Source organism: Mycobacterium sp. NGS17, assembly GCF_059813205.1.
Genome location: NZ_JCALED010000001.1, coordinates 371,089 through 382,977 on the forward strand (window position 1 = coordinate 371,089; position 11,889 = coordinate 382,977).

At 68.2% G+C, this 11,889-nt stretch carries 9 protein-coding genes; 6 read left to right on the top strand and 3 right to left on the bottom strand.

All coding sequences use genetic code 11. The annotated features are described in order from the left end of the window. Positions 1 to 26 precede the first annotated feature (26 nt). From AC5Y7E_RS01805 to eccA, 5 genes are all read left to right on the top strand, one after another. Positions 27 to 1,052 (top strand): MinD/ParA family ATP-binding protein, encoded by a 1,026-nt coding sequence (locus AC5Y7E_RS01805; RefSeq protein WP_499917315.1) that lies wholly within the window; start codon positions 27 to 29, stop codon positions 1,050 to 1,052. Next, positions 1,049 to 2,578: a type VII secretion integral membrane protein EccD gene (eccD, locus tag AC5Y7E_RS01810; protein WP_499917314.1), complete on the top strand. Its 1,530-nt coding sequence runs from the start codon at positions 1,049 to 1,051 to the stop codon at positions 2,576 to 2,578. The genes AC5Y7E_RS01805 and eccD overlap by 4 nt, the downstream gene beginning before the upstream one ends. 41 nt (positions 2,579 to 2,619) lie before the next feature. After that, positions 2,620 to 4,227, top strand: coding sequence for a type VII secretion-associated serine protease mycosin (gene mycP / locus AC5Y7E_RS01815; protein ID WP_499917663.1), 1,608 nt, complete (start codon positions 2,620 to 2,622; stop codon positions 4,225 to 4,227). Then, positions 4,224 to 5,834 (top strand): type VII secretion protein EccE, encoded by a 1,611-nt coding sequence (gene eccE / locus AC5Y7E_RS01820; RefSeq protein WP_499917313.1) that lies wholly within the window; start codon positions 4,224 to 4,226, stop codon positions 5,832 to 5,834. The genes mycP and eccE overlap by 4 nt, the downstream gene beginning before the upstream one ends. Before the next feature lie 133 nt (positions 5,835 to 5,967). Beyond that, on the top strand, positions 5,968 to 7,806 hold the full coding sequence (gene eccA / locus AC5Y7E_RS01825) for a type VII secretion AAA-ATPase EccA (protein WP_499917662.1): 1,839 nt from the start codon (positions 5,968 to 5,970) through the stop codon (positions 7,804 to 7,806). A 3-nt stretch (positions 7,807 to 7,809) separates the two neighbouring features. Here the strand turns inward: eccA and AC5Y7E_RS01830 are convergent, their stop codons facing one another. Continuing rightward, entirely contained in the window at positions 7,810 to 8,250 is a 441-nt protein-coding gene (locus AC5Y7E_RS01830) for a nitroreductase family deazaflavin-dependent oxidoreductase (RefSeq protein ID WP_499917312.1), read from the bottom strand. A 2-nt stretch (positions 8,251 to 8,252) separates the two neighbouring features. Continuing rightward, the gene (locus tag AC5Y7E_RS01835; protein WP_499917311.1) at positions 8,253 to 9,104 is read right to left on the bottom strand and encodes an NAD(P)H-binding protein; all 852 of its coding nucleotides are present in this window, start codon (positions 9,102 to 9,104) and stop codon (positions 8,253 to 8,255) included. Between the two features lie 112 nt (positions 9,105 to 9,216). Between AC5Y7E_RS01835 and sigI the strand changes: the two genes are divergently transcribed. Further along, complete coding sequence (gene sigI, locus AC5Y7E_RS01840; protein ID WP_499917310.1) at positions 9,217 to 10,074, top strand: RNA polymerase sigma factor SigI; 858 nt, start codon at positions 9,217 to 9,219, stop codon at positions 10,072 to 10,074. Here the strand turns inward: sigI and AC5Y7E_RS01845 are convergent. Next, on the bottom strand, positions 10,071 to 11,348 hold the full coding sequence (locus AC5Y7E_RS01845; RefSeq protein ID WP_499917309.1) for a MinD/ParA family ATP-binding protein: 1,278 nt from the start codon (positions 11,346 to 11,348) through the stop codon (positions 10,071 to 10,073). The genes sigI and AC5Y7E_RS01845 overlap by 4 nt on opposite strands. Positions 11,349 to 11,889: the final 541 nt, after the last annotated feature.

Here is an 11,889-nt window from a genome sequence, read left to right on the forward strand (position 1 = left end):
TTCGGCAACCGTGTTAGCATCGCGTCGTGACGAGCCCTTGGAATGACCCGAATATGTCGGACGAAGGTGCGCTCAGACGGGGGGATCCGTCCGGGGCCAGCAACTTCCCGGATTCGGTATCCGACACAATGCGTATTACCGATCTGGCCGCGCCGCGGAAAATTCCACCCGGATCGGGCTGGCGGAAATTCATTTACTCCATATCTTTTCACAAAATAAATCCGGGCGAGTCGCCGCGGGAACGGCACTATCGCGATTTGCAGAATCGCATCCGGCGGCATATTCGACGGCAGTACGTCATCACGGTCGTCTCCGGCAAGGGCGGCGTGGGCGTGACGACGCTCGTCGCGTGCCTCGGGGGTGTGTTCCGGGAATGCCGCCCGCAGAACGTGATTGCGATCGACGCCGTCCCGGGTTTCGGCACGTTGGCCGACCGCATCGACGAGTCCCCGCCCGGGGACTACACCGCCATCATCAACGACACCGATGTCCAGGGATACGCGGATATTCGAGAACACTTGGGCCAGAACGTCATCGGCCTTGACGTCCTGGCTGGAAACCGGACTTCCGACCAGCCCAGGCCGTTGGTGCCCGCGATGTTCTCCGGGGTGCTTTCCCGCCTGCGACGCACCCACACGGTGATGATCGTCGACACCTCCCCGGACCTCGAACACGAGGTGATGAAGCCGGTACTGGAAAACACCGACACTCTCGTGTTCGTCTCCGGAATCACCGCGGACCGGTCGCGCCCGGTGCTGCGCGCGGTGGATTACCTGCGTTCGCAGGGTTATCACGAGTTGGTCTCGCGCAGCACCGTGATTGTGAACCACACCGACCAGATCACCGATAGGGACGCGCTGGCTTACTTGACCGAGCGCTTCACCAAGGTCGGGGCGACGGTCGAAGTGCTGCCGTTCGATCCCCACCTCGCCAAAGGCGGCATCATCGACACGGTTCACGAGCTGAAAAAGAAGTCGCGACTGCGCCTCTTCGAAATCACCGCCGGGCTGGCGGACAAATACATTCCTGACGCCGAGCGGTCGGTGCCGTGACAGCGCCGCATAAGGTCGCTTTCCCGGCGCGTTGTGCGGTCAACATTTCATACGAGAAGCATCTGTGTTCCCAGGTGTTCCCGGCCGCAATCCCGATGGAGGGATTCTTCGAGGGAATGGTGGAGCTTTTCGACGCCGACCTCAAGCGCAAAGGTTTTGAGGGCATCGCATTGCCCGCGGGCAGCTACGAACTCCACAAGATCAACGGGGTTCGGCTCGACATCAACAAGAGCCTCGACGAGCTCGGCGTCCAGGACGGCGACACCCTGGTGCTGGTGCCGCGGGTCGACGGTGAGTCGTTCGAACCGCAGTACGAATCGCTGTCAACAGGGTTGGCGGCCATGGGCAAATGGCTGGGCCGCGACGGTGGCGATCGGATGTTCGCGCCCGTGACGCCGCTGACGGCGGCGCACACCGCGGTCGCCGTGATCGCGATGGCAGTCGCGGTTGCCGTGGCATTGACGCTGCGGGCGCGGACATTCACCGACGGCCCCATCCCGGCAGCGGTGTCCGGTGCCGTCGGCGTCTTGCTCGGGGTTGCCACGCTGGTGGTGCGAAGCGGGTGGCGGGGACGGCGCGACCTGTTCGGTGGGTTCGCGTGGCTGGCGGTGTTGTCGCTGGCGACCGCCGGTGCGTGCGCGCCACCCGGCGTGCTCGGCGCCGCCCATGGGCTGATCGGCGCCGTCGTGGTGATCCTGGGCGCCATCGCCATCGCGGTGACGGCGCGAAACCGTTGGCAGACAGCGGTGGTCACCGCGGTGGTGACGGTCTGCGGGATCCTGGCCGCTGTCGCCGCGGTCCGCATGTTCCGGCCGGCTTCGGCTCAGGTGCTGGCGGTCTGCGTGTTGGTCGGATTGCTAGTCCTGGTCCGGATGGCCCCACTGATCGCGCTGTGGGTGGCGCGGGTACGGCCGCCGCACTTCGGATCGATCACCGGTCGAGACTTGTTCGCTCGGCGCGAGGGGATGCCCGTCGACACGGTTGCTCCGGTCAGCGAGGACGAATCCGAGGACGAGGACAACGAACTGACCGACATCACCGCGCGCGGCGCCGCGATCGCCGCCTCGGCGCGGTTGGTCAATGCGGTCCAGGTCGGCCTGTGCGCGGGCGTGTCGATAGTGTTGCCCGCCGCGGTATGGGGCGTGTTGACGCCCGGACGCCAATGGGCGTGGTTGGCGCTGGTGGTCGCGGGGCTGGTGGTGGGCATCTTCCTCACGCAGGGGCGCGGATTCGCCGCCAAGTATCAGGCCATCGCGCTCGTGTGTGGGGCATCGGCCGCGGTGTGCGCGGGTGTGGTCAAGTACGCCGTCGCCGCACCGAAAGATGCGATGACTGGCTTGATGTGGCCGGTGGTGACCGTGACGATCTTCGCCGCGTTGGGTTTGGCCGCAGCGCTTTTGGTGCCGACCATGAGGTTTCGGCCGTTCATCCGGTTGACGGTGGAATGGGTGGAAGTGCTCGCATTCATCGTATTGCTTCCAGCCGCGGCGGCCTTGGGAGGGCTCTTCACGTGGATTCGCCACTGAAAAGGGTCGCGGCGGTCGCCGCCGCCGTCACCCTGGTCGCGATGTCAGCCGATATCCCTGCCGCACTTGCCATTACACCACCCTCGGTGGACCCGGGGATGGTTCCGCCGGACGGGCCGCCGAGACCCGACCAGCCGATGCGCCGCGCCAACAGCTGCTCGACTCCGATCACCGTGAGGAATCCCGATGTGGCGCAGATGGCCCCGGGCTTCAACTTGCTGAACATCACGAAGGCATGGCAATACAGCACCGGCAACGGCGTTCCCGTGGCGGTCATCGACACCGGGGTCTCGCCGAATCCGCGGCTACCGGTGATCCCGGGTGGCGACTACATCATGGGCGAGGACGGCCTGTCGGATTGCGACGCCCACGGCACGATCGTCAGCTCGATCATCGGAGCTGCGCCGCAAGGGATTTTGCCGATGCCCCGGCCGATGCCCGCTACTCCGGCGTTCCCTCCGCCGGCCGGTCCACCGCCGGCCGCCGGCGCACCACCCCCACCGGTCGAGGTACCACCCCCGGTGGCACCCCCGCCCCCGCCGCCGCCGGTGACCATCACCCAGGTCCTTCCGCCTCCGCCACCACCGCCGCCGCCCCCGCCGCCGGAGGGAGGCGGCGCCACCGCCGCATCGAACGGTCCCGCAGATCCGCAAACCGAGGACGAACCCGCAGTGCCGCCGCTTCCCCCCGGAGCGCCCGACGGAGTGGTCGGGGTGGCCCCGCACGCCACCATCATCTCGATCCGGCAATCGTCACGCGCCTTCGAACCGGTCAACCCGCCGCCCGGAGATCCCTACTCGGACGAGAAGGTCAAGGCGGGAACGCTGAATTCGGTTGCGCGCGCGGTGGTTCACGCCGCGAACATGGGCGCCAAGGTGATCAACGTTTCGGTGACCTCGTGCCTGCCCGCCGCCTCCACGGCCGATCAGCGAGCGCTGGGGGCGGCGCTCTGGTACGCGGCCACCGCGAAGGACGCGGTGATCGTCGCGGCCGCGGGCAACGACGGGGAAGCCGGCTGTAACAACAATCCGACCTACGACCCGCTGGATCCGTCGGATCCCCGGGACTGGCATCAGGTCAAGATCGTCTCGGCGCCGTCGTGGTTCTCCGACTACGTCCTGTCGGTGGGCGCGGTAGATGCCAGCGGCGCCCCGCTCGACAAGAGCATGTCGGGTCCCTGGGTCGGTGTGGCCGCGCCGGGAACGCACATCATGGGCCTCTCCCCGCAAGGGGGCGGCCCGGTCAACGCGTATCCGCCGTCGCGGCCGGGCGAGAAGAACATGCCGTTCTGGGGAACCAGTTTCTCGGCGGCCTACGTCAGTGGCGTCGCGGCGTTGGTGCGGGCGAAATTCCCCGACCTCAGCGCGCATCAGGTGATCAACCGGATCGTGCAGTCGGCGCACAATCCGCCTGCGGGCGTTGACAATAAGGTCGGGTATGGGTTGGTGGACCCGGTCGCCGCGTTGACCTTCAACATCCCGCCGGGCGAGCGGATGCCACCGGGCGCTCAAAGCCGGGTCATCACCCCGGCAGCGCCGCCCCCGCCGCCCGACCACCGGGCGCGCAACATCGCCATCGGATTCCTGGGAATCGTGGCCGCCGGTGTGCTCGTGTTCGCGATCTCGGCGCGGTTGCGGAGGGCGCGATGAGGCCCGACCTGACCGGGTTCAGCCGCGGCAGTAATCGGCGGGTGGTCGGCGTGTGGACGGTGTTCGTTCTCGCGCTCGCGGCGTGGCTGGTGGGTGGTTACATCGGCGCGGCCCTCGCGGTGGTGGTGGGTATCGCGCTCGTCTTCGTGCGGTGGTGGGGGCAGCCGGCGTGGTCGTGGGCCGTCCTGTGGCGGCGCGGCCGGCGTCCGATCGACTGGACCGCCCCGATCACCGTGGCGAACAACCGATCCGGTGGGGGCGTGCGCGTGCAAGACGGCGTCGCCGTGGTGGCGGTGCAGCTACTCGGCAGGGCGCACCGCGCGACCATGGTGACCGGCTCGGTGACGGTCGAGACCGAAAACGTGCTCGACATCGTCGAATTGGTGCCGATGCTGCACCAGGCCCTGGGCCTGCAACTCGATTCGATCAGCGTTGTCACCATCGGTTCCCGGCACGGCACCACCGGAGACTTTCCGCGGGTGTACGACTCGGAGATCGGAACGCCGCCCTACGCGGGCCGGCGCGAGACGTGGCTGATCATGCGGCTGGCGGTGATCGACAACGCCCAAGCCCTCTTCTGGCGCACGACCGTTGGCGCGGCGGCCATTTCGGTCGCACAGCGCATCGCCGGGTTGTTGCGCTGCCAAGGATTGCGGGCGAAGGTGGCCACCGCCACCGACCTCGTCGAGCTCGATCGCCGGCTCGGGCGCGACGCGGTGTCGGGAAATGTGCAGCGATGGAAGGCCATCCGCGGAGAAGCGGGCTGGATGACCACTTACGCATACCCGGCTGAGGCGATCACGTCGCGCAATCTCTCGCAGGCGTGGACGCTGCGCGCCGACGAGGTCATCCAGAACGTCACGGTGTTCCCGAACTCCGAATGCACCGCGACGATCACGGTGCGAACCCCGACGCCCGCACCGACACCGCCCAGCGTGATTTTGCGCCGGCTCAACGGCGAGCAGGCGGCAGCCGCGGCCGCGAACATGTGCGGTCCCCTTCCGCACCTGCGGGGCATTCGGCGCAGCCCGCTTCCCCCGCAGCTCGTCACCGAGATCGGACCGTCGGGCGTCCTGATCGGCAAACTGAGCAACGGCGATCGGCTGCTGATGCCGGTTACCGACGCCGGCGAGTTGTCGCGCGTGTTCGTGGCGGCGGACGACCCGATCGCCAAGCGGCTCGTGATCCGCACCGCAGGCGCCGGCGAGCGGGTCTGCGTGCACACCCGCGACATGTCGCGCTGGGTCAGCGTGCGCATGCCGGAGATCAGCGTCGTGAGCAGCTCGCGTCCCGCACCGCGGACCACCGTGAGCGTCGTCGAGTACGCTGCGCGACGGGGCAACGCCTTTGGCGCGGCCGAAGCCGGAGGCATCGAGGCTGCGATCTCACCCACTCCGCGGCCTGCGACCGTGATCACGGTGGCACCCGCGGGGGCCAGGCTTTCCGAGGGGCAACGGCACGGCTTCGAGGTGATCATCGAGCAGATCAGCCCGGCGGTGGTGAACGTCAGTGCAGCAGGACAGGATTGGCTTGTCGAGATGGACATGTTCCGCGCCGAGAACCGCTACGTCAGTCTCGAGCCGGTAGGCATGTCGGTCGGCATATAGCGGGTCGGCAGGGCGAGTTTGAGGCACAGTGTGATGAGCGCACGTACCGGTGGCGGCGACAGCGCGAAGCCGCGCAAGGTGGCTGCCCGCAACCTCGGCGCTCGTGGCCACGGTGCTCGAGACGGGGGACGCGATGGGTGATTTACAAACAGCCCGAAGGCATTTCGACCGTGCCATGGCGATCAAGAGCCGGCAGGGTCGCGCGGCGGCGTTACCCGAGTTCGTTGCTGCCACCGACGCCGACAAGTCGATGGCCGATGCGTGGCTGGGGCGCATCGCGTGCGGCGACCACGACCTGGCCTCGTTGCGGCAGCTCTACGCCAGCAGCGAGTGGCTGCACCGCGAAACCACGCGCATCGGGCAGGCACTGGCCGCGGAGATCCAGCTGGGTCCCTACATCGGCATTACTGTCACCGACGCATCACAGGTCGGGCTGGCGTTGTCGTCCGCGTTGACGATCGCCGGTGAGTACGCCGAGGCGGACAAGCTGCTGACCAACCCTGACCTGCTCGACTCGTGGACCAACTACCAGTGGCACCAGTTGGCCCGGACGTTTTTGATGTACCGCACGCAACGCTGGCCGGACGTGCTGCTGGCCGCCGCCGAGGAGCTGCCCGCGCATGCCATCGTGATGTCGGCTGTGACAGCGTCGATTTGCGCGCTGGCCGCTCACGCCGCCGCCCACCTCGGGCAGGGCCGGGTCGCCCTGGACTGGCTGGACCGCGTCGACGTGATCGGGCACACCCAGTCGTCGTCGCGCTTCGACTCGGATGTGTTGACGGCCTCGATCGGCCCGGCCGACATCCCGCTGCTCGTCGCCGATCTGGCCTACGTGCGGGGGATGGTGCACCGGCAGCTGCGCGAGGAGGACAGAGCCCAGGTCTGGCTGTCCAAGGCCACCATCAACGGGGTCCTGACCGAGGCGGCCAAAGAAGCGCTGGCCGACCCGAACCTGCAACTGGTCGTGACCGACGAACAGACCATCAACCGCAGGACCGACCGCTGGGACGCCTCCTCGGCCAAGAGCCGCGACGAACTCGAGGACGACGCCGCCAACGACCGGCGCGCCGAGCTGTTGGCCGAGGGGCGAAAGTTGTTGGCCAAACAGGTCGGACTGGCCGCGGTCAAGGAAGCGGTCGCCGCGCTGGAAGACCAACTCGAAGTGCGGACAATGCGGCTCGAGCATGGCCTGCCGGTGGAGGGGCAGACCAACCACATGCTGCTGGTCGGGCCGCCCGGTACCGGTAAGACGACCACCGCCGAGGCCCTGGGCAAGATCTATGCCGGCATGGGAATCGTGCGGCACCCCGAGATCCGGGAGGTGCGGCGTTCGGATTTCTGCGGCCACTTCATCGGCGAGTCGGGCCCCAAGACCAACGAACTGATCGAAAAGTCGCTCGGGCGAATCATTTTCATGGACGAGTTCTATTCGCTGATCGAGCGCCATCAGGACGGCACACCCGACATGATCGGCATGGAGGCCGTCAACCAGCTGCTGGTCGCCTTGGAAGTGCACCGATTCGACTTCTGTTTCATCGGCGCGGGTTACGAAGACCAGGTGGATGCGTTCCTTACCGTGAACCCGGGTCTGGCCGGCCGGTTCAACCGCAAGCTCCGCTTCGAGTCCTACTCGCCGGCCGAGATCGTCGAGATCGCGCACCGCTACGCCACCCCGCGCGCGAGCCTGCTCGATGACGGCGCGCGCGAATCCTTCCTGGACGCGGCGACGACCATCCGCAACTACACCACTCCCGGCGGGCAGCACGGCATCGACGCCATGCAGAACGGCAGGTTCGCCCGCAACGTTGTCGAACGTGCCGAGGGCTTTCGCGACACCCGAGTGGTCGCGCAAAAGCGGGCGGGTCAGCCGGTGACGGTGGAGGATCTGCAGATCATCACCGCGGCCGACCTGCAGGCCGCGGTGCGCAGCGTATGTTCGGACAACCGCGACATGGCGGCCATCGTCTGGTGACGGTTACGCGGGCTCGAAGCGGAACACGGCCAGCCGGCCCGCCAGCGCTTCGAATTCGTCGGCCGTGCCGTCGCGCACCATCCCCGACCGTTTCGCAAACGCCACGCCGACCGGAACTTCGGTGGGGAACGCCCGCAGCACCGGCCGGGCCTCGTTGGCGGACAGTTCGACGATCCGGACGGGACGCGACCGTCGGCCACGGGTGAGCGTGCCCGCGCCCGCGGCCCGGGCGTTGGCCGCCCAGTCGGCGCCGGGATAGCCGGCCACCACGTAGAGGCCGCCTTCGAAGTGGAAGGGCGTCATCGGGGTGCTGCGCGGCTGACCCGACTTGCGGCCCGGCACGGTGAGCACCATCGCGGGCCCGGTCGGAATCCCGAGCCGCTGCACCGCCATCATGAACTTGTTCATCGGCTTGAGGTAGCGCGGGGGACGCGGATCGGTCATCTTCAGATTCCTACTTTCTCGTTGTCGAACACGCCGCGGTGCTCGGAAACCCAGTGCGCGAACGGAACTGGCGGGCGGCCGAGGATTTTCGCCACATCGCCAGTGACCAGGGCGGGCTTGTCGAGGGTCTCGGCGAGCATGGCGATGTAGGCGTCGGCGAATCCGGCGCCGAACCCCAGCCCGATGAATCGTTGCCGCACGGCCTCGGCGGGGATCTCGCGATACTGCAGCGCCCGGCCCAGGACACCGCCGATGACCTCGACCAGCTCCGCGTTGGTGAACGCCTGTGGACCGGTCAGCGGGATCCGCTGTCCGACAAGCTCATCGGTGAGCAACGCGTGCGCCGCGACGCTCGCGATGTCCGACTCGACGATCGGCGCGGTCGACGCGGCGGCGTATGGGCCGGCGACCACGTCGCCGGCACGGATCTGCGCCGACCACATGCCGGCGAAATTCGTCGCGAACACCGTGGGCCGCAGGCTCACCCAGGCGAGGCCGGAGTCGATCGCCAGGCGTTCGACCTCCCTGTTGCGGTCGCCGCGAAACCGGGACGGCTGCCGGGTGACGTCGTCGTCGGCGTTGATCGCCGACAGCGCGACCAGCTTGGTGACTCCTTCTAGCCGGCATTGGGCCACGACTTCTGCCAACTGCCCGCCCAGCGCCCGCGAGTTCAGGAACACCGCGGAGGCACCCGACAGCGCGTCGGTGGCCGAACCGAACAGCTCGACGCCCGGTGGAAAACCGGCCGGCGCCCGTTGCCGGGTGACCGCGCGAACCTGGGCGCCGGCGGCGATCAGTTCGTTGACGAGCGGGCGTCCGACGTTGCCGGTCACCCCGGTGACGACGATGGTCATGAGTGGGTCCCTTCCGTGAACTTCTTGCACTGGGAGAAACGACGGGGGAAAAGGTGGGAAAGTTACATCGCGAGCCCGGTAACTTTTTGCCCCTGCAGATCGTCGAAGAGTCATGAACCAGTCGCCGTCCGCCAGCGCCCAGGTCAGCGAGGCCTGGCGCCGCCACCGCCCGTACCTGGTCAACCTCGCCTATCAGATGCTGGGCGATATCGGTGAGGCGGAAGACATTGCGCAAGAGGCCTTTCTGCGGTTCTCGCGCGCCGACGCCGACCAGATCGAGGACGCCCGCGGCTGGCTGACCGTGGTGGCGAGCCGACTCTGTCTCGACCAGGTGCGCTCGGCTCGTGCCCGCCACGAGCGTCCCGGCGACGTCGAGGAACAACCGGCACCGCGCCGCTTCGACCCGGCCGACCGGGTCACCCTCGATGACGAGATCCGCACCGCGCTGCTCGAAGTGCTGCGCAGGCTCAGTCCCGCTGAACGGGTCGCCTTCGTGCTGCACGACGTATTCGGTGTGCCTTTCGACTCGATATCGGAGACCGTGGGCCGCCCGGTCGGCACCTGCCGCCAGCTGGCACGGCGCGCACGGTCCAAATTCCATGCGGCACAACCGAAGCTGACCGAAGTCGTGCCGGCAGAGCACCAGCTGGTCACCGAAAAGTTCATCACCGCATGCGCCAACGGTGACCTGGATGGGTTGGCCGCCGTCCTGGACCCGACGGTATGGGGCGTGGGCACGATCCTCGCGGACCCGGCACCGCCACCACAGATCAACCACGGGCCGGATGCCGTGGCCACCAACCTGTTGCGCTACCTGTGGCCGGACGTGACCCTGGTCAGCGGTCCCGCCGGGGGACCGGTGTTGCTGGCCTTCAGCGAGCGCCGCCTGTTCGCCGTCATCGTGCTGACGATCGACGGATCCCGGGTGCGCAAGATCGAGGCGATCGCCGACCCTTCGGCGCGGGCCTAGTCCCGCTTGTTAGTCGGGCCCGGGTCTTTCGCGCCGTCGGGACGGGCCGCGAAGTAGCCGGCGATGGTCGCGGTGACCTCGAGGAACTTGCGGCGCGTGGCCGGCGCCATCTCGTGGGCCACGTCGATCACGCCACCGGGCCGCAGGTGGGGGTCGAACGGCACCTCGATGACCGGGCGCCCATGATCGGTGAATTCGCGAGCGAGCAAGGCCCGGGTGCGTTTGTCGGCATGCCCATCGGAATCGTTGAGCACCACCAGGCTGCGCTGCAGCAGCGTGGTCAAGCCGTGATCGGTCAGCCACTCCATCGTCCGCGCCGCGGCGGAGGCGCCGTCGGCCCACGGCGACGACACAACGATCAGCGCATCCAGGTCACGCAGGACTTCCTGGGTGAGCGGCGAGTCCATCGTCGAACCGCAGTCGATGACCGAGATCGTGAAATGGCGGTCCAGCCGCAGCGCGGCTTCCCGGTAGATCGCCGGATCGAGCACCCGGCGCGGGCCCGACGCGGGTTCGCCGGCGAGCACGTGCAGGCCCGCGGTGTTACGGCCCAGCCGCGCCACCACGTCGTCGAAGGACCGAAGGTTCTTGTCGGCGGTCAGCTCCCAGAACGAGCCCGTCGACGCCGGATCGATTCGGCTGCTGAGCCGGCCGAACGCCGTGTCGGCGTCGATCGCCACCACGTGGTCTTGCCGGCGCAGAGTGGCGAGCAGCGAGCCCACGCTCGCGGCCACCGACGTCTTTCCCACGCCGCCCTTGCCCAGCACCCCGACTTTGTAGTTGCCGTACAGGCGGGTCCGGATGGCCGCCTCGAACTGGGCCTCCTGTTGTTGGACGGGAGAGGGGCCCAGATTGATCAGGCCGAAAGTGGCCAGCCGCAGGGCGCGTCGCCAACCGCGGTCGGGTAGCGCCCCGGCGCCCTGCTGCGAATCCGGTGGGGGGCCTGGGTGGGGGGCCTGCGGGGCTGCCGCGGGAGGAGTGGGCCGGCCCGGCTGCGGGGGTGGCGGCCGGAACGATGGCGGAGCGGGCGGGGCCGACTGGGCGGGCGGCGACCAGCCTTGCGGCGGCGCCGGCGGCCGGCCCGATGGGGGCGGGGGAGGAGCCGACGGGGGGCGCGGGGGAGCGGGCCGCTGGGCGACCGGAGCCGCGGCGGGCCGGGACTCTTGGGGCGCCGGCGGGGGTTGTTGCGCGGAGGGGCCGGACGGGTGTGGTGGGGGCGTGCTCGGCCGTTCGGGCTGCAGACGGTCCCGCAGGAATTCGTCGCGCTCGTTCATGGGCTCCTCGCGTGCCGGGTGGTGATCGTCGCGCCGGTGGGCCGGCGGCAACGAACGCCTTACGTGATCATCGCCACCGTCCAAACCCGAGATTGCCGGGGGTGGCCGATCCGTCCAGTATCTCTTGTCGCGCCCCGTCCGCGAACCTGCAAACTCTAGTGCGCGCGGCTACGGGCGGTCGTGATGCGCCCGGGTGGGCGCTGAGCACGCCGGTATTCGCGCCCAGCAACCTCGTCAACCGGCCCGGCGCACTCGTCAGCAAACTCTGTGGGGGAGGGTCCATCAGGCTCGGACCTCCCGGCAGACCCGCAGCTACCGCAAGAATTCGTTGCCCCGGACGGGTGGTGGGCATAATCGGGGATCAATGGCAGCAGCGAAATTTACGACGCCGCCGACTGCCGGTTAGACTTGACGAAGTTGGCATGTCAGGCGGGTATTGTCATATCGTTTTACGACTTGTCGAGACCGGTTCCAGGCCGCCGTTCAAAGCTGCACGGGCATCCCTAACAGGATCATCTCCGCCTGGGGCACAGCCCATCGA

Excerpts from the sequence above, each read along its gene's own strand:
- AC5Y7E_RS01845 (WP_499917309.1), bottom strand. The coding sequence starts at position 11,348 with ATGAACGAGCGCGACGAATTCCTGCGGGACCGTCTGCAGCCCGAACGG.
- eccE (WP_499917313.1), top strand. The coding sequence starts at position 4,224 with ATGAGGCCCGACCTGACCGGGTTCAGCCGCGGCAGTAATCGGCGGGTG.
- AC5Y7E_RS01830 (WP_499917312.1), bottom strand. The coding sequence starts at position 8,250 with ATGACCGATCCGCGTCCCCCGCGCTACCTCAAGCCGATGAACAAGTTC.
- sigI (WP_499917310.1), top strand. The coding sequence starts at position 9,217 with ATGAACCAGTCGCCGTCCGCCAGCGCCCAGGTCAGCGAGGCCTGGCGC.
- mycP (WP_499917663.1), top strand. The coding sequence starts at position 2,620 with ATGTCAGCCGATATCCCTGCCGCACTTGCCATTACACCACCCTCGGTG.
- eccA (WP_499917662.1), top strand. The coding sequence starts at position 5,968 with ATGGGTGATTTACAAACAGCCCGAAGGCATTTCGACCGTGCCATGGCG.
- AC5Y7E_RS01835 (WP_499917311.1), bottom strand. The coding sequence starts at position 9,104 with ATGACCATCGTCGTCACCGGGGTGACCGGCAACGTCGGACGCCCGCTC.